15 protein-coding genes are annotated in these 16,732 nt (G+C 71.9%); 9 read left to right on the top strand and 6 right to left on the bottom strand.

The genetic code is table 11. The features are described 5' to 3' along the window. The gene (locus OG289_RS23150; RefSeq protein WP_327315956.1) at positions 1-921 is read right to left on the bottom strand and encodes a LysR family transcriptional regulator; all 921 of its coding nucleotides are present in this window, start codon (positions 919-921) and stop codon (positions 1-3) included. Between the two features lie 73 nt (positions 922-994). On the opposite strand from OG289_RS23150, the gene OG289_RS23145 reads away from it, so the two are divergent. From OG289_RS23145 to OG289_RS23135, 3 genes are read left to right on the top strand one after another with little or no spacing between them, the layout of a single operon-like run. Beyond that, positions 995-1,402, top strand: a complete 408-nt coding sequence (locus tag OG289_RS23145; protein WP_327315955.1) for a RidA family protein — start codon at positions 995-997, stop codon at positions 1,400-1,402. Between the two features lie 53 nt (positions 1,403-1,455). Further along, the gene (locus OG289_RS23140) at positions 1,456-1,962 is read left to right on the top strand and encodes a GNAT family N-acetyltransferase (protein ID WP_327315954.1); all 507 of its coding nucleotides are present in this window, start codon (positions 1,456-1,458) and stop codon (positions 1,960-1,962) included. 35 nt (positions 1,963-1,997) lie between these two features. Continuing rightward, a complete protein-coding gene (locus OG289_RS23135) occupies positions 1,998-3,485 on the top strand; it encodes a PAS domain-containing protein (RefSeq protein WP_327315953.1) in 1,488 nt (495 codons plus the stop codon). Between the two features lie 180 nt (positions 3,486-3,665). Here OG289_RS23135 and OG289_RS23130 read toward each other — a convergent pair whose 3' ends face one another. Next, entirely contained in the window at positions 3,666-4,421 is a 756-nt protein-coding gene (locus OG289_RS23130) for an SIS domain-containing protein (RefSeq protein ID WP_327315952.1), read from the bottom strand. 263 nt (positions 4,422-4,684) lie between these two features. On the opposite strand from OG289_RS23130, the gene OG289_RS23125 reads away from it, so the two are divergent. Together OG289_RS23125 and OG289_RS23120 are read left to right on the top strand one after the other, a co-directional pair. Then, positions 4,685-5,377 carry a metal-dependent transcriptional regulator gene (locus OG289_RS23125; RefSeq protein WP_020130217.1) on the top strand — a complete coding sequence of 231 codons (693 nt, stop codon included), beginning with the start codon at positions 4,685-4,687 and terminating at the stop codon, positions 5,375-5,377. 541 nt (positions 5,378-5,918) lie between these two features. Then, entirely contained in the window at positions 5,919-6,875 is a 957-nt protein-coding gene (locus OG289_RS23120; protein ID WP_327315951.1) for an alpha/beta fold hydrolase, read from the top strand. Between the two features lie 69 nt (positions 6,876-6,944). On the opposite strand, the gene OG289_RS23115 is transcribed toward OG289_RS23120, so the two are convergent. The 3 genes from OG289_RS23115 to OG289_RS23105 are packed head-to-tail and all read right to left on the bottom strand — an operon-like array spanning position 6,945 to position 9,989. Further along, positions 6,945-8,534, bottom strand: a complete 1,590-nt coding sequence (locus tag OG289_RS23115) for a transporter (RefSeq protein ID WP_327315950.1) — start codon at positions 8,532-8,534, stop codon at positions 6,945-6,947. Further along, positions 8,531-9,301: an ABC transporter ATP-binding protein gene (locus OG289_RS23110; protein ID WP_327315949.1), complete on the bottom strand. Its 771-nt coding sequence runs from the start codon at positions 9,299-9,301 to the stop codon at positions 8,531-8,533. The genes OG289_RS23115 and OG289_RS23110 overlap by 4 nt, the downstream gene beginning before the upstream one ends. 25 nt (positions 9,302-9,326) lie before the next feature. Continuing rightward, entirely contained in the window at positions 9,327-9,989 is a 663-nt protein-coding gene (locus OG289_RS23105) for a bifunctional DNA primase/polymerase (protein WP_327315948.1), read from the bottom strand. A gap of 266 nt (positions 9,990-10,255) precedes the next feature. Between OG289_RS23105 and OG289_RS23100 the strand changes: the two genes are divergently transcribed. Beyond that, positions 10,256-11,641, top strand: coding sequence for a transcriptional regulator (locus OG289_RS23100; protein WP_327315947.1), 1,386 nt, complete (start codon positions 10,256-10,258; stop codon positions 11,639-11,641). Between the two features lie 212 nt (positions 11,642-11,853). Continuing rightward, positions 11,854-13,728 (top strand): hypothetical protein, encoded by a 1,875-nt coding sequence (locus OG289_RS23095; RefSeq protein ID WP_327315946.1) that lies wholly within the window; start codon positions 11,854-11,856, stop codon positions 13,726-13,728. Between the two features lie 72 nt (positions 13,729-13,800). Here OG289_RS23095 and OG289_RS23090 read toward each other — a convergent pair whose 3' ends face one another. After that, positions 13,801-15,129, bottom strand: a complete 1,329-nt coding sequence (locus tag OG289_RS23090; protein WP_327315945.1) for an ABC transporter substrate-binding protein — start codon at positions 15,127-15,129, stop codon at positions 13,801-13,803. Positions 15,130-15,247: 118 nt separating this feature from the next. Between OG289_RS23090 and OG289_RS23085 the strand changes: the two genes are divergently transcribed. Both OG289_RS23085 and purU read left to right on the top strand, forming a co-directional pair. Further along, positions 15,248-15,748 carry an SCO4402 family protein gene (locus tag OG289_RS23085; RefSeq protein ID WP_327315944.1) on the top strand — a complete coding sequence of 167 codons (501 nt, stop codon included), beginning with the start codon at positions 15,248-15,250 and terminating at the stop codon, positions 15,746-15,748. A gap of 47 nt (positions 15,749-15,795) precedes the next feature. Beyond that, positions 15,796-16,683 (top strand): formyltetrahydrofolate deformylase, encoded by an 888-nt coding sequence (gene purU, locus OG289_RS23080; RefSeq protein ID WP_327315943.1) that lies wholly within the window; start codon positions 15,796-15,798, stop codon positions 16,681-16,683. Positions 16,684-16,732: the final 49 nt, after the last annotated feature.

The following is a 16,732-nucleotide window of genomic DNA, read 5'->3' as shown; positions in this document are numbered from 1 at the left end:
TCACGAGGGTCCGACATCGGAGCGCGTGAGTGTCGCCAGTAGCCCGCTCACCAGCGGATTCCCGTCGTCCGTGCGCCAGGCGGCCGCCACGGTCGTGTGGGTGGTGGATGGGTGTACGGGGCGGAAGGTGATGCCCTTCAGGCGGATGCGGTGGATGCCCGCAGGGGCCAGGGAGACACCCAGGCCTGCTTCCACGAGGGCGCAGACCGTGAGCCATTCGGCGGCTTCCTGAATGACGTGCGGGGTGAAGCCGGCCGTGGCGCAGAGGGCCGTGATGCGGTCGTGGAGGCCGGGGCCGGCCTCGCGGGGGAGGAGGACGAAGGGGGCGTCGGAGAGGGCGGCCAGGGTGACCGTCGTCATCGCGGCCAGGGGGTGGTTGGTCGGGAGGACCGCCACGAAGGGTTCCGTCAGGATCGTGCGGAAGGACAGGTGGGGGTCCTGGGGTGGCGGGTCGCGCAGGAGGCCCACGTCGATTCCGCCTTCGTGCAGGGCGGTCAGTTGTGGGGCCGTCGTCAGCTCGCGGAGGTCCAGGTGGACGCCGGGGAAGCGGTCGCGGTGGGTGCGTAGGAGGTCCGGCAGGACCGTCAGGGCGAGCGAGGCTGCGAAGCCGACGCGCAGTCGGCCCGTGCGGCCGTCTCCGGCGGCCCTGGCGGCTGCCAGGCCGTCCGCGAGGCCGGTGAGGGCGCGCCGGGCGGCGGGCAGGAGCTCCCGCCCGGCGGGGGTGAGGGTGACGCCGGCCGGGGAGCGCTTGAACAGGGCGTGTCCCACTCTGTCCTCCAGCCGGCGGATCTGCTGGCTCAGCGGCGGCTGGGCGATGCCGAGCCGTGTTGCGGCCCGGCCGAAGTGCAGTTCTTCGGTGAGCACCACGAAGGCGTGCAGTTGGGGAAGGGGTGGCAGCGTCCCGAGCTCCGAGGGCTTCATATCTCCAGAGATATCAGAAGGGTGTTATTTGGCTATTGGACGTATCTTCCCAGCTCCCCCTACCGTTCCGGGCATGACAGAGCGACGCGCCATCCTCAGTGGCTCCACGTTCGAAGAACGGATCGGCTATGCCCGTGCCGTGGTCGACGGTGACTGGATGCACGTGTCCGGGACGACCGGGTTCGACTACGCGACGATGACCATCTCCGACGACGTCGTCGAGCAGGCCGAGCAGTGTCTGCGGAACATCGGGGCGGCTCTCGCGGAGGCGGGCTGCGGGTTCGCGGACGTCGTACGCGTGCGGTATCTGCTGCCCGAGCGGGACGACTTCGAGCCCTGCTGGCCGGTGCTGCGCCGTTGCTTCGGGGAGGTGCGGCCGGCGGCGACGATGATGGTGTGCGGGCTTTCCGATCCCCGGATGCGGATCGAGATCGAGGTGTACGCGCGGCGGGGCTCGGGCAGCGGCGCGCAAACGCGTTGACGCGCGCGTGGGCACGCGGTTCGCTGCTTACGTGACTGATCTTCGGCTTCGTTATGCAGCCCGTCGCGGATGAGACCGCGCTGGAGCAGTGGCGGCACGTCCACAACGTGGTCGTGCCGCCGGCCGCGATGTCGCTCGACGAGGTGCGCGAGCGTGCCGGGCGGTATCGGCTGGAGAACGCCTACGTCGGTGACGTCCTCGTCGGGTGCTCGACCGTGCGGCCGCCCGAGGGGGAGGAGGCGGTGGCGACTGTCATCGCGCGCGTGCTGCCCGAGTACCGGGGGCGCGGTTACGGCACCGCCCTCTATGACGGTGGTCTCGCCCACGCGCGCGTGCTGGGTGCCCGGGCGGTCGAGACGTGTGTGCCGACCGCCGACGAGGACGGTTTGCGGTTCGCGGGGGCGCGTGGGTTCGTAGAGGTGGAGCGGTATGTCCTCGACGGCGAGACGGCGGAATGGGTCGACCTGCGGCTCATGCCCTGCTGTGGCCGGTGCGGCGATACAACGATTCCTCTGCAATCTTGCGGGAATCATATGTGGGCTGCGTCACGTTCGAGTTGAATGAGGGCAAGTGAGCGAACCTGCAGGGGGTCCAGGTGAGTGCTTCCCGGCGTAGTGGGACCACCGACGAGCTGGGGCCGGACGAGCCCGAGCAGCCCGAGCGGTCGGGCGAGGACGGCCTGGAGACCCCGGAGGACGCGCGGACGGGGGCCGGCCCGGTCGGCCCGGACGGCGCCGACCTGCTCGCCGCGTTGCTCGACGGCATGGACGCGGCCCTGTGCGCCTTCGACGGCGACGGAGTGGTCACCCACTGGAACCGCGAGGCCGAGCGCATCCTCGGCTGGAGCGCGGCGGAGGCCGTCGGGCGGCACGGCTTCGCCGGCTGGGCCGTGCGCGAGGCCGACGCCGAGGACATCGAGGGACGGCTGACGGCCGCCATGCACGCGCCGGGCCGTCAGGTGCACGAGTTCGCGTTGCTGACGAAGGACGGGGGGCGGGTCCTCGTGCGGACGCAGTCCGCCGCCGTGCGCGGGCCGGACGGCAAGCCCGCCGGGCTGTACTGCGCCTTCAGCGAGGTGCACGCGCAGATCGACCTGGAGCGTTCCATCGCGCTCAGTGAGGCCCTCTTCGACGACGCCTCCTGGGGTGTGGTCCTGGTCGACGCAGACCTGCGCCCCGCCGTCGTCAACGCGCACGCCGCCCGCGCGCTCGGCACCGGCCGTACGGCCGTCCTGGGCCGCCCGCTGGGCGAGCTGCTCACCCGGGGTGTCGAGGAGCTGGAGAACGCGCTGACGCACGTCCTCGCCGAGGGCGCCCCGCCCGCGCCCGCCGAGTTGTGGGTGGGGGTGCGCACCCCGGAGGGCGAGAAGCGGCGTTGCTGGCGCAGTGGGTTCCTGCGGCTGGCCTCGCCGCTCGCGGAGGAGCCGGTGCCGCTCGGGGTCGGCTGGCTCTTCCAGGACGTCACGGAGGCCAAGCAGGGCGAGCAGGAGGCCTCCCTGCTGCGCTTCCGGGCCAACCAGCTGCACCGGGCCGCCCGCGCGGCGGCCGAGTGCGAGGACCCGGCCGAGGCCGCCACCGTCCACCTCGACTTCGCGCTCGCCGGGTTCGCCGACCATGCTCTGGTCGACCGGGTGATGGGCGGCGCGTCGGCCGATGTGGAGGGGGCCGGGCCGCCGCGGCTGATGCGGTTCGTGGCCACTCCGTCGGGCGGGCCGGGCCCGAGCGCGCTCACCGGGCACACGGGCCTGCCCGTCCTTTACGGCGACGGGCATCCGGCGCTGCAGTGCGTCGCGCGGGCCGGTTCCGTGCGGGCCGGCGTCGGGTCCGTCCCGGCCGACGAGGCACGGGAGTGGGCGCGGGCGCGTCAGTGGCCCGAGGACACGGTGTACGCCCTGTGCGCGGTGCTGCGCAGCCGCGGCCGCACCCTGGGCGTGGTGACGTTCCTGCGGGGCGCCGGCCGTACCGCCTTCGAACGCTCCGACGCGAACTACGCCGAGGACGTCGCCGTCCGCATAGCGACGGCTCTGGACCTGGCCGACCTGAGCGCCGCGGCCGACGCGGCGGGTCGGGGCGACGGCGGCTGACACGCGCGCGTGCGCCGGCGGTACGCGTGCGGGAGGCGTGTGCTCAGCGGTGGTAGAAGATCCGGATAGCGACGGCTCTGGACCTGGCCGACCTGAGCGCCGCGGCCGACGCGGCGGGTCGGGGCGACGGCGGCTGACACGCGCGCGTGCGCCGGCGGTACGCGTGCGGGAGGCGTGTGCTCAGCGGTGGTAGAAGATCCGGTCCCCGTACTCCTCCATGATCCGCCGGTTCCATTCGTGGCCGCCGTCGACGTTGCCGGAGCGCAGTAGCGGGGGCTCGATGCCGCGCTCGGCGAGGGCGCCGGCCGCGGTGGCCATGACGGCCTGGAGGAGGGCGGTGGTGACGACCGTGGAGGCGGGGGCGAAGGGGGCGGGGACGGTGTCGAGGGTGAGCTCGGCGTCGCCGACCGCGATCTTCGAGTCGAGGACGATGTCGCAGTGGTCCTTGAGGAACGTTCCGGAGGTGTGCCGGGACGTCGTCTGCGAGGCGTACGCCATCGAGGTCACGCCGATGACCTTCACGCCCAGGGCGCGGGCGTTCAGGGCCATCTCCACGGGCAGGGCGTTGCGGCCGGAGAGCGAGACGATGACGAGGACGTCGCCCGCGCGCAGGGGCGAGGTGTCCAGGACGGCGCTCGCGAGGCCGTCGACGCGCTCCAGGGCGGAGCCGAGGGTGGCGGGCACGACGTCGACGCCGACGACTCCCGGCACCGCGAGCAGGTTCATCAGGGCGAGGCCGCCCGCGCGGTAGACGACGTCCTGGGCGGCGAGGGAGGAGTGGCCGGCGCCGAAGGCGAAGAGGCGGCCGCCGTCGGCCACGGTGTCGGCGAGGAGCGTTCCGGCGGCCTCGACGGCCTCGGCCTCCTCGTCGCGGGCCCGCTGGAGCAGCGTGATCGCGGCGTCGAAGAACTGGGCGGCGAGCTTGCGGTCGCTCATCCGAGGGGCCCCCTTGCCGTGTCGGGTGTCCGTGTCGCGGATCACCGTGCGGTCTGGACCAGTGTGCTGTCAATACGGCCGGGAAGGGTGGGGAAGCAGAGGAACCGGCCGCCCCGGTTCCTTCGCCTCGCCCCCTGATGCAACCGCCTCGTTTCAGCGGCGCGGCACGCTTGCCAGTGGTATCCGGCAGAATTGACTTCAGGGCCAGCGCACGCGCCGGAGAGCCGTCCAGCAATTCGGCAGAGCTAATCGAGGGGCTACGAATGTCCGGACTGATCGACACCACGGAGATGTATCTCCGCACCATCCTCGAGCTGGAGGAGGAAGGTGTGGTCCCCATGCGCGCCCGGATCGCCGAACGGCTCGACCAGAGCGGTCCGACGGTCAGCCAGACGGTGGCGCGCATGGAGCGCGACGGCCTGGTCTCCGTGGCCAGCGACCGGCACCTGGAGCTCACCGACGAGGGTCGTCGGCTGGCCACGCGCGTGATGCGCAAGCACCGTCTGGCCGAGTGTCTCCTCGTGGACGTGATCGGCCTGGAGTGGGAGCAGGTGCACGCGGAGGCGTGTCGCTGGGAGCACGTGATGAGCGAGGCGGTCGAGCGGCGCGTGCTGGAGCTGCTGCGGCACCCGACCGAGTCGCCGTACGGCAACCCGATCCCGGGCCTGGAGGAGCTGGGCGAGAAGGACGGCGCCGACCCGTTCCTGGACGAGGGCATGGTCTCGCTGGCCGACCTCGACCCGGGGCTGGAGGGCAAGACGGTCGTCGTGCGCCGTATCGGCGAGCCGATCCAGACGGACGCGCAGCTGATGTACACGCTGCGCCGCGCGGGAGTGCAGCCCGGTTCGGTGGTGAGCGTGACGGAGTCGGCGGGCGGTGTGCTGGTCGGCAGCGGCGGCGAGGCGGCCGAGCTGGAGTCGGACGTCGCGTCCCACGTGTTCGTCGCGAAGCGCTGAGTCCGGCCCGGCGACTGCTGAATCCTCGGCCCGGCGACTTCCGGACCGTCGTCCGGGCGGCCGCTCGTCGTTGGTGAAACGCTGAGCATTGTTCAACTCCCGGGGCGCAGGGGTCAGTTGTGGCGTCCTGCCGATCTCGTCGAATCGCAGATTCCCTGTGTCGAATCGCAGCGCTCCGGGCCTTCACATGCCAGGCTGTCGCGTGAGGCATATGACCTGAGGGGGCGGGATGGTGTGCCGCGGAGCAGCGGAAGGCCCCGGTGCCGTGCGGCACCGGGGCCCGTCCTCCCCTGTTCCGACCCGGAGCCCCGAGCTCTCAGGGTCGTTCCCCTCGGACCGGTTTCCCCGAGCGGTCCGCCTCCCGCTGAAGGTCTCCCCTCGGCAGCGGCGATCATTCCTTGAACGAGGTCACTCGAACGAGGGGTGTTGTGTGCGGAGAGTGCATTTCTCGAAAGGGTATTCGATAGCCTGCGGGTGACTGAAGGCGGTACGAAGGCATCGGCAGCGCAGCGGTACGACGGCTAGGGGGGTGCCAGGACCTATGGCGCGACGCATCGACGTGACCGGGGCGGGCGGCGTACGCCTGGTGGCCTGGGAGTTCGGCGACCCGCCCAAGGGGGACCCGGCGAACGAGGTGGCGGAATCCACGATTCCGTCACAGTCCACGGGACAGCGGGTCCCCAGGGCTGCCCAGGACAACGCCGAGGACGGTGACGGAAGCGGGCCGGGCGTCCTGTTACTGCACGGTCTGATGGGCCGGGCCTCGCACTGGGCGTCCACCGCCCGCTGGCTCTCCGAGCGGCACCGCGCGGTCGCCCTCGACCAGCGCGGCCACGGCCAGAGCGAGAAGCCGCCGGAGGCCGCCTTCACCCGCGAGGCCTACGTCGAGGACGCGGAAGCCGCCCTGGAACAGCTCGGCCTCGCCCCGGCCGTCCTCATCGGCCACGCCATGGGCGCGCTGACGGCGTGGCAGCTCGCCGCCAAGCGTCCCGACCTGGTGCGTGGCCTGATCGTCTGCGACATGCGGGCCTCCGCGCTCGGCGCGGCCTCCCAGCGCGAGTGGGGCGACTGGTTCAAGTCCTGGCCCCTCCCCTTCGCCACCCTCGCCGACGTCCGCAAGTGGTTCGGCGAGGACGACCCCTGGGTGGAGCGCCCGAACCCCTCCCGCGGCGAGTTCTACGCCGAGGTCATGCACGAGTCGCCCGACGGCTGGCGGCCCGTCTTCGAGCCCGAGCAGATGCTGAAGTCCCGCGAGACGTGGGTCTACGACGCGCACTGGGAGGAACTCACGCAGGTGCAGTGCCCGGCTCTGGTCGTGCGGGGGCTCGACGGTGAGCTCGGGCGGGCCGAGGCCCAGGAGATGGTCCGGGTGCTGCCTCGCGGTGAGTACGCGGAGGTCTCCGACGCGGGGCACCTGGTGCACTACGACCAGCCGGTGGCCTGGCGTTCGGCCATCGAGCCGTTCCTCGACGCCGTACTCACCCCCGGAACTCCCTGAGAACCCGGCTCCTCCCTGAGAACCCGGCTCCTCCCTGAGGGGCCGGCCCCGCCACGGTCAGCTCTTCTCTCAGCCCTTGCTCACCGCCGTCAGGATCTCCGGCAGGCGCTCTGCCGTCCGCGGTGCCGCCAGCCGTAGTCCCAGCAGGGTGATGCCCGCGCCGTACACAGCGCCTCCCGGCAGCAGCAGCCAGGTCCAGGCGTCCCCGCCCGCGCTGACGTTCAGCCAGATCGTCAGCGCGATGACGGGCGCGCACAGCAGGGCCGCCGCGACCATTCCGCCGAAGACCGCGATCCAGGCGAGTCCGGCCTGGCCGGGGGCGACGTTCTTGTAGCCCTCCTGCGGGATCGAGTAGGGAAAGCGCGCCGAGGTCCAGGCGCCGGTCGCCAGCATCGCGCCGAGCAGCGCGAGGGACAGCCCCAGGGCCTCGGGCAGCTTCGTCCAGTCGCCGAGCAGCGCCGCCGTCAGCACGGTCACCAGCGTCGCGTACGGCAGGGTGATCACCAGCAGGGCCAGGGCCCGCGCACGCAGCTCCTCGTACGCGTCCCGGGGCGAGGAGATGGTCAGCGCGACCATCCAGAAAGCGGAGGTGTCCTGCCCGAACTGGTTGTACATCTGGATGCCGAGCATCCCGGCGGCGAAGCAGGCGAAGTAGATCGAGCCGGTGCCCTGGAGCGCGTTGAAGACGGGCACGATCAGCCCGATGGCCAGCGAGGTCACCCAGGCCGCCTTCGTCTTCGGGTCGCGCCAGATGTAGCGCAGGCTGCGTTCCATCACGGTGCCGGTGCGCCCGCCCGGCAGCAGCCGCCCGAGCCCCGCCGAGCTCCGCCGTTCCCGCGCGGCCGGCTCGGCGGCCTGGAGGGTGGAGCCGTCGGGCGAGGTCATCAGCCGCGTCAGAGTCCGCGCCCACGCCCCCACCAGCAGCACCAACGCCCCGGCGCTGACGACGATCTGCGCGACGGCGACCCCGTACGCCCCCTCGCTCACCGAGTCCACCGCGCCGACCGCCGAGGCCGGCGGCAGCCACCGCAGCACGTCCGCCACCGGATCGAGCTGCCCCAGCCCGGACGTCCCGAGCCGCTGCGCCCCGAAGTTGACGACCTGCGCCCCGACCGCGATCACCAGCCCGCTCAGCACCGCCAGATCGCGCCCCTTGCGGCTGCTCAGCAGCCGGATGTTGGCGGCGGCCACCGCCCGCGCGAGCGCCACGCACACCAGCAGCCCGAGCGCGACGGCGAGGACGGCCACCGCCCAGGCCGCCGCCCCGTGCGCCACGGACACCACCGATCCCACCAGCATCAGCAGCGTGAACAGCGGCCCGATGCCCACCAGCGAGGCCGCCAGCAGCGCCCGCACCAGCGGCCGGGGGCGCAGCGGCAGCATCACCAGCCGGGTCGGGTCCAGGGTCTCGTCGCCGCTGGGGAAGAACAGGGGCATCACCGCCCACCCCAGCCCCAGCACCGCCGCCAGGAGCACCACCAGCGAATCGGCGTGGTCGTGTCCGCGCAACGCGATCAGCCCGAGCAACTGCAACGCGGCGAACAGCAGGGTGACGACGGCGGAGGCGACGTACGCGGCCCGCCGACCGCCCGACTGCCGCAGCCCGTTGCGCAGCAGCGACAGCTTCAGCCGGACGAGGGTGGAGGTCACGCCGCTCATCGGGCGGCCCCGCCGCCCAGCCAGTCGAGGTCGGAGCCCGTGTCCCGGCCCTGCGCCCCGACCAGTTCGAGGAACGCCTGCTGCAAGGAGGGAGCCGACCCCCGCACCTCCGCCAGCGTTCCGTGCGCCCGGATCCGTCCCGCCGCCATCACCGCCACCCAGTCGCACAGCGACTCGACGAGCTCCATGACATGGGAGGAGAAGACGACCGTCGCCCCGGACGCCGTGTACCGCTCCAGCACCCCTCGGATGATCTGCGCGGACACCGGATCGACGCCTTCGAACGGCTCGTCGAGGAAGAGCACTTCGGGGTTGTGGAGCAGCGCGGCCGCGAGCCCGATCTTCTTCCGCATGCCGGTCGAGTAGTCGACGACGAGCTTGTGCTGAGCGCCGGCCAGGTCGAGGACGTCCAACAGCTGCGTGGCCCGCTTGTCGACCTCTGCACCGGGCAGCCCCCGCAACCGCCCGCTGTACCCGAGCAGTTCACGCCCCGACAGCCGCTCGAACAGCCGCAGCCCTTCCGGGAGCACCCCGATCCGCGCCTTCACCGCCACGGGATCCCGCCACACGTCGTGTCCGACGACCTCGACGGACCCCTGGTCGGGCCGCAGCAGCCCGGTCACCATCGACAGAGTGGTCGTCTTCCCCGCCCCGTTGGGCCCGACCAGCCCGATGAACTTCCCGGCGGGCAGATCGAGATCGATCCCGGCAACAGCAACCTGCTGACCGAACCGCTTCCAGAGCCCACGCACGCGTACGGACGTCATGCCTGAACCCTACGGTGGCGCGCCGTTAACGGTCCCTGCCGCACGCATAGGCCAGCGGCGAGATCAACTCCTCGGCGTCCGGCAACCACCGATTCGCGGCGGTGGGCCTACAGGCCCACTGCACGGCCCCCCGAGAACCGAACCGCGTGGGCGGCGCGGCGACGAACGTCCCCTCGCCCAATGTCACCAGATCCAGCGCCCCCAGCGACCAGCCGAGCTTGCGCACCAGCTCCGGCACCTTCACCGACGCCCCCGGCAGCACGAAGAACTGCATCCGCCGATCCGGCGTCAACGTGACGGGGCCGAGCGTCAACTCCATCCGCTCCATCCGCGCCAACGCGAGGAACCCGGCCGTCTCCGGAACGCAGATCGCGTCGAATGTACGCCCCGTAGGCAGCAGGATCGAGGCGGTCGGCTGCTTCTGCCACATCCTGCGCGCGACCGTCGCGCTGCCGGTGGCCTGCGTCGCCCAGTCGGGGCGCGCAGGGTGCGCACCCGGCGCTTCGCACGCCGCTTCGCCGCAGGAGCAGCGCTGCACCCCGTCGACGGGTTCCAGCCAGGTGCCGGGGAACACGTCCCAATGACGTTCCTCGGCGTAGCGAACAGCGGTCTCGAGCAGCGATTCCCCGCGCTGCTTCGGGATTTGAGTGGCTTCGGCGCCCGCGATGGTCTCTTCCACGATGAGCACAACTCTAGCGGTCACCAGGGGTTACGCCCGCCCGTTTGCGCGGGGGAGGAGCATCGATTCCGCGTCCGGGGCGCATGGGTGCATGTGCGGGGGCGCGCGGGAGGAACGGGCGCGGGAGCGGGTAGTCACGGTAGGGGGCGGGCTTCCGTCGGTAACCCGGAAATACTCGGCAATCCTCGCATGCCTCGCATTTTCCTTATGTCCGTGGGGCATTGATCTTCTCGGCCGGAACTTTTCGGTACGGAACTCCACAGGGGGTAGTGCCAATGGCCGCAAGGCCTCTAGTCGCGCGGCAGCCGAACGAACGGTTGCAGGCGCTCATCCAGGAGGCGGGGTGCTCGAACGCCGGGCTCGCCCGCCGCGTCAACATGTGCGGTGCGGAGCACGGTCTCGACCTGCGCTACGACAAGACGTCCGTGGCCCGCTGGCTGCGCGGACAGCAGCCGCGCGGACGCGCCCCGGCGATCATCGCGGAGGCGCTGGGCCGCAAGCTCGGCCGTGCGGTCACGATCGACGAGATCGGCATGGCCAACGGCAAGAACCTCGCCTCGGGCGTGGGTCTGCAGTTCTCGCCGACGGTGCTGGGGGCCATCGAGCAGGTCTGTGAGCTGTGGCGCAGTGACGTGGGCCGGCGGGACTTCCTCTCCGGTTCGTCCGTGGCCGCCTCGGCGCTGGTCGAGCCGAGCCGCGACTGGCTGATCTCCTCGCCCGACGCGCAGGTGGCGCGCTCGGCGGGACCCCGGGTGGGCCTGTCCGACGTCGCGGCCGTCAAGGCGATGACGCAGGCGCTGGTCGACCTCGACCACCAGTACGGCAGCGGGCATGTGCGCCCGGTCGTCGTGCACTACCTCAACAGCGTGGTCTCGGGGCTGCTGGCCGGCTCCTACCGGGAGGCGGTGGGCCGCGAACTCTTCGCCGCCGTCGCCCGGTTGACGGAGCTCGCCGGGTACATGGCCGTCGACACCGGCCAACCGGGCCTCGCCCAGCGCTACTACATCCAGGCCCTGCGGCTCGCCCAGGCTGCGGGCGACAGAGGGTACGGCGGATACGTCCTGGCCGCCTCCATGAGCCATCTCGCGGCCCAGCTCGGAAACCCGCGCGAGATCGCGCAGTTGGCGCGCGCGGCACAGGAAGGGGCGCGCGGACGAGTGACACCACGTGCGGAGGCGATGTTCCTCGCGGCGGAGGCGCGCGGGCACGCGCTGATGGGTGACGTGCACGGGGCGCAGGCGGCGTCCGGGCGGGCGGTGTCGGCGCTGGAGGCGGCCGATCCGTCCTCCGGGGACGACCCGGCGTGGATCGCGCACTTCGACGAGGCCTATCTGGCCGACGAGTTGGCGCACTGTCACCGCGACCTGGGCCAGGCCGAGGCGGCGGGGCGCTGCGCGGAGCAGGCCCTGGCCGGGCATCCGCAGAGTCGTGCGCGCCGGCGCGCGATCGGATACGTCCTGCTGGCCACCGCGCAGGTGCAGCAGCGCGAGATCGAACAGGCCTGCAACACCGGCCTGCAAGCGGTCGAGTTGCTGGAGACGCTCCGCTCCAACCGGGGCGCGGAATACCTGGAGGATCTCCAGCAGCGGCTGGAACCGTTCCGGGAGGAGTCGGTGGTGAGGGAGTTCGGGGCGCGGCTGGAGTTGCAGACCGCGGCGTGAACGGACGGGGCGCCGTTGCGTGAACGTGCGGGAAACAGCGAGGTTGCGCACGGGAAGCGACAGACACAGCGCACGGCGCTCCGGATGTGTTGTCGGCGTCACTGACGGCCTGCTGGGAGGGAGATCACGTTCTGAGCTGCGTGGCACGGGGTTCCGGGGACCCGGTAGCGTGAACCGATGATTCCGAAGGTCCCCCATTCGTAGGAGTCCCGGTGACGCAGAGTGGACAGGGCGAGGAGCCCTCGGCGCAGCCCGCGCGCGAAGGCATCGTGCTGCCCTCCGACGGTGGGGAACCCCTGCTGCCGGGAATGACGACGAGCGCCCCGCGGCGGGCAGCCCGTCCGGAACCGCCGTCCGGACCGCCGTCCGACGACTATTCCGGCCAGTACGGCGCGCAGCGGCAGCATGGCCAACCGCAGTACGGCGGCCGGCAGCAGTACGGGCAGTCGGAGTACGGACAGCAGCAGTACGGGCAACCGGAGTACGGGCAGCAGACGCCGGCCGGTGGGCAGACCTGGGGACAGCCCTGGGGGCCGGACCAGCAGACGCCCGCCCCGCAGCAGTCGTCCCAGGGCTGGCCGCTCCCCGCGGACCAGACGGACCAGGCGCACGAGCAGCAGCACCAGCAGCACCAGCAGGACCAGTGGAACGCCCCGCAGCCGGCCCCCTGGAACGGCGGCACGCCGGCGGGCGCGGGTCCGCTCCCGCCGGAGGGCGCACCGGCCCCGGCCAACCCGACGTACGGCCAGGGCACCCCTGGCGCACCGCTGCCGCCCGCCGCACCCCCTGGCGCCCTCGCTTCCTCCGCCTCCTTCGACGAGGGCGCGACGCAGTACATACCGCCGATACCGCCGGCTCCGTCCCAGGCCTCCATGGCCGACGAGGGCGCCACCCAGTACCTGCCGCCCGTCCCCGCCGCCGCACCGGCCGACGAGGGCGCCACCCAGTACCTGCCGCCCGTCCCCGCCGCCGCACCCGTCGACGAGGGCGCGACGCAGTACATACCGCCGGTCACTCCGGGCGCGCTGCCGCCCGAGGCCCCGGCCGAGTCGACCCACTTCCTGGGCCGCACCTCGCAGAACGCCCCGGCCCCGGGCCCGATGCCCGCCCACGGCGGCCGGCCGGGCGCGCACTCCGACGCCGAGGCCACGCAGTACATCCCGCCCGTCCCCGCGCAGGTCGGCGGGGACCAGGACCGGCAGCCGCCCGCCGAGTTCGAGAGCCTCTTCCGCAGCGGGCCGGGCAGCGAGAGCCCGGCAGCGTCCACGCGGCAGCTCCCGCGCTTCTCCGAGCCGGAGGCCCCCGGATACGGCGGTCACGGCGGTCACGGCGGCCCGCAGGGCTACGGCGCCGGTGCCGGGCCCGCCGCCCGTTCCGCGCAGCCCGCCTACATCCCGCCCGGTGACCCGGCGGCGGGTGGGCGGCGTGGGGCGCGTGACGACGACAGCGGCCGGGGAGGCCGGAGCGGCTCGCGGGTGCCGTTGTTCGCGGCGATCGGCGTGGCCCTCGCGGTCGTCGGCGTCGGCGCGGGTGCGCTGCTCTCCGGCGGGGGCGGCGACCAGGGGGACGACAACAAGACCGTCGCCGCGTCGGCCCCCGCGACCGGCGGGTCCGCGTCCACCGGCGCGGCCGAGCAGCAGGCTGTCGAGCTGGACAAGCTGCTGGCGGACAGCGGCAGCAGCCGGGCCAGCGTGATCGGCGCGGTCGCCGACGTGAAGGCCTGCGACAACCTCTCCCAGGCCGCCACGGATCTGCGGGACGCGGCGAAGCAGCGCACCGACCTGGTCACCAGGCTGGCCGCGCTGAAGGTCGACCAGCTCCCGAACCACGGCGCGCTGACCACCGCCCTCACCAAGGCGTGGCAGGCGTCCGCGTCCGCCGACAACCACTACGCGGCCTGGGCGGACCAGGTCGCCGGCAGCAAGAAGAAGAGCTGCAAGAAGGGCTCGGCCCGCACCACCTCCGAGACGCAGGCCGGCAACCGCGCGAGCGGCACCGCCAGCGCCCAGAAGTCGCAGGCCGCGACGTTGTGGAACGAGATCGCGAAGACGTACGGCCTGACGCAGCGCCAGCCCACCCAGCTGTAGGGCCGCGGAAGCGGGTCAGGGGCGGCGCGTCAGTCCAGCTGTAGGGCCGCGGACGCGGGTAAGGGCGGCGCGTCAGTCCACGTCCGCCTTCTCCAGGGTCTTCGTCACGTCGACGAAGCCCTTCTTGGCGGCCACCAGCCGGCCCTTCTGCACGGACTGGAGGGTGACGTCGGCGTTGACCAGGCGGGGGAAGCCGATGGACGCGAGCCGGTCGGTGAACTGCCAGCGGAGCGTCGGCGTGAGCCCGCCGGTGGTGACCTTCAGCCCGTCGTCCAGGGCGCCCCGCACGGAGTCGGAGGTCACCGGGGCGCCGTCCAGCGACTCCACGACCTGCCGGAACACGTTGTACGCGATCCAGGTCGTCTGCACCCCGGTGTCGCCCGCGTCGATCCGGGTGTCGGAGAACGCCTCCTCGCTGATGACCTTCTTCATCGGGGCCCAGGCGGGGTCGCTCGCCACGGGGTACCAGCCGGTGACGTACGCCCCCTCGTACGGTCCGGAGCCGCCGCCGGCGGCGTCGACGACCGTCTGGTCGACGCTGCCGAGGACGGTGGCGGTGTCCACGGCGGGGTAGTCCTCGCGGGTGCGCCGGAAGGAGTCCATGAAGGTGCTGGTGCGGTCGCCGAGGGCGGGCACCACGCACCCCTTCCCGTCTCCGTTCTTGGCACCGGTCGCGTTCTTCAGGGAGGTCTCGGACTGCTTCGAGTACTCGGTGGAGTCCTCCGGCGCGCGCTGGTCCTTGGCCGTGCTGTGTCCGCCCGCCCTCAGCCCGGCGTTGAGCATCGTGGGCAGCGCGTCGCCGGCGATGGTGTCGGGGCGGACGAGGGAGACGGGACCGCAGGTCGCGGCCAGCTCCTTGCCGAGGCCCGCCAGGAGGGAGGACTGGCCGCCGTTGACGGGGTACGACAGCGGGCTGGTGAACTCCGCGTTCGTGACGCCGTAGCCGCCTATGTAGGGGATGCCGTCGCCCTCCAGGTACGGGAAGAAGGCGTCGGAGTACTGGCTGTAGGAGCCGACTACGGCGACCGCGTCCTCCTTGACGGCGCGGCGGGCGCACTTCGCGGCGGACACGGTGTCGTTGTGGTCGTTGCAGGTCAGCACCTTGAGCTCGCGGCCGTTCAGACCGCCGTTGGCGTTGATCCAGCGGGCGTAGGCGCGGGCGAAGGCGGGCATGCCCGGCTTGTTGGTCGCGGACGTCCCCTCGGGCGCCCACGTCATGACGATGATCGGCTCGTCCCCGGAACCCCCCGTGGTACCGGGGACGACCCCGCATCCGACGGCGAGTGACGCGCAGGCGGCCACGGCGCCCGCCGAGAGGGCGGTCGCTCTGACGGACCTGGTGAAGCGGAAGGACCTGGGGAGGAAGGTACTTCGCGGGGAAGTGCGTCGCTTGCCGGTCATGGTCACGCACGATTCCGTCACATCGCTAACCTGGGAGTGACCCACGGTCAACGAGGGGTGACGGCCAGGTGAATTACAGGGGCCCGTGAGGCTCGTGTGACGGGGAAACGTACGATCGATGACCGTGCAAGGTTCGGAGAACTCTTCCCGTCGCGGCCGTCGCTCGTCCACCATGGGCGGCATGCCACTCAACGACATGCCGTGGTGGCGCTGGCGCAGCAATGTGCGCTCCGCGCTGCACATGCTCTCCGATCCGGCGTTCCAGCAGAACGTCTGGCTGGCCGGCGTCGAGGGATACGGGGACGTCACCGACGCCGTGTACCGCCTCGTCGAGGACACCTGGCTCGACAACTGGTCCGCCGAGAAGTACGTCGGCACGATCTTCCGCGACTCGCAGGAGGCGGCCCTCGTCGACACCGCCGTGCTGCGCGTGCTGCGGATCATGCACCAGGTCGGGCCGGACGCCCCGGTCTCCGCGTACGTCGACCACCAGGGCTGGCCGGACGCCGTACGGGCGGCGCGCGACGCGCACGTGCGGATGGCCGCGGCCGACGGCGACGACCCGGACGTACCGCCCCGGACGCTCGAGGTGCTGCGGATCATGACCAGGTCCGCGTAGCGGACGATGTTCTGTCCGGCCGGTACGAACATGAGACCCTGTCCTGCATGACTGAGCAGTCCACCCGAGCCGCGGCGACCCCCGCCGCCGACGAGTACGTCCTCACGCTTTCCTGCCCCGACAGGAAGGGCATCGTGCACGCCGTGTCGAGCTACCTCTTCATGACCGGCTGCAACATCGAGGACAGTCAGCAGTTCGGCGACCGCGACACGGGTCTGTTCTTCATGCGCGTCCACTTCTCGGCCGAGCCTCCGGTGACCGTGGACAAGCTGCGGGCTAGCTTCGCGGCGATCGGCGACTCCTTCCACATGGACTGGCAGATCAACCGGGCCGACGAGAAGATGCGCATCGTCCTCATGGTCAGCAAGTTCGGGCACTGCCTGAACGACCTTCTCTTCCGTGCCAGCATCGGTGCGCTGCCGGTGGAGATCGCGGCCGTGGTGTCCAACCACACCGACTTCGCCGAGCTCGTGGGCTCGTACAACGTTCCCTTCCGCCACATCCCGGTGACGAAGGACAACAAGCCGCAGGCCGAGGCGCAGCTGCTGGAGCTGGTCCGCGAGCAGGACGTCGAGCTGGTCGTCCTCGCCCGTTACATGCAGGTGCTGTCGGACGACCTGTGCAAGCAGCTCAGCGGCCGGATCATCAACATCCACCACTCCTTCCTGCCGAGCTTCAAGGGCGCCAAGCCGTACCACCAGGCGCACGCGCGGGGCGTGAAGCTGATCGGCGCGACGGCGCACTATGTGACCGCAGACCTCGACGAGGGCCCGATCATCGAACAGGAGGTCGAGCGCGTCGGCCACGGCGTCACCCCGGACCAGCTGGTCGCCATCGGCCGCGACGTGGAGTGCCAGGCACTGGCCCGCGCGGTCAAGTGGCACGCGGAGCGCCGGATCCTGCTGAACGGCCGACGGACGGTCGTGTTCGCGTAGGTCCGTCGTCGCCCCCCGCCTCGTTCTCGGCTTGATCGAGAGTGAGCGG

This window comes from Streptomyces sp. NBC_01235, from assembly GCF_035989285.1.
GTDB lineage: Bacteria > Actinomycetota > Actinomycetes > Streptomycetales > Streptomycetaceae > Streptomyces.
Note: the sequence above shows the minus strand (reverse complement) of the source record. Positions and strands in the feature narration are given on the sequence as shown.

Bases quoted from the DNA above. Each gene is read 5' to 3' on its own strand.
- OG289_RS23150 (WP_327315956.1), bottom strand. From the start codon at position 921: ATGAAGCCCTCGGAGCTCGGGACGCTGCCACCCCTTCCCCAACTGCAC.
- OG289_RS23145 (WP_327315955.1), top strand. From the start codon at position 995: ATGACAGAGCGACGCGCCATCCTCAGTGGCTCCACGTTCGAAGAACGG.
- OG289_RS23140 (WP_327315954.1), top strand. From the start codon at position 1,456: ATGCAGCCCGTCGCGGATGAGACCGCGCTGGAGCAGTGGCGGCACGTC.
- OG289_RS23130 (WP_327315952.1), bottom strand. From the start codon at position 4,421: ATGAGCGACCGCAAGCTCGCCGCCCAGTTCTTCGACGCCGCGATCACG.
- OG289_RS23125 (WP_020130217.1), top strand. From the start codon at position 4,685: ATGTCCGGACTGATCGACACCACGGAGATGTATCTCCGCACCATCCTC.
- OG289_RS23120 (WP_327315951.1), top strand. From the start codon at position 5,919: ATGGCGCGACGCATCGACGTGACCGGGGCGGGCGGCGTACGCCTGGTG.
- OG289_RS23115 (WP_327315950.1), bottom strand. From the start codon at position 8,534: ATGAGCGGCGTGACCTCCACCCTCGTCCGGCTGAAGCTGTCGCTGCTG.
- OG289_RS23110 (WP_327315949.1), bottom strand. From the start codon at position 9,301: ATGACGTCCGTACGCGTGCGTGGGCTCTGGAAGCGGTTCGGTCAGCAG.
- OG289_RS23100 (WP_327315947.1), top strand. From the start codon at position 10,256: ATGGCCGCAAGGCCTCTAGTCGCGCGGCAGCCGAACGAACGGTTGCAG.
- OG289_RS23090 (WP_327315945.1), bottom strand. From the start codon at position 15,129: ATGACCGGCAAGCGACGCACTTCCCCGCGAAGTACCTTCCTCCCCAGG.
- OG289_RS23085 (WP_327315944.1), top strand. From the start codon at position 15,248: ATGACCGTGCAAGGTTCGGAGAACTCTTCCCGTCGCGGCCGTCGCTCG.
- purU (WP_327315943.1), top strand. From the start codon at position 15,796: ATGACTGAGCAGTCCACCCGAGCCGCGGCGACCCCCGCCGCCGACGAG.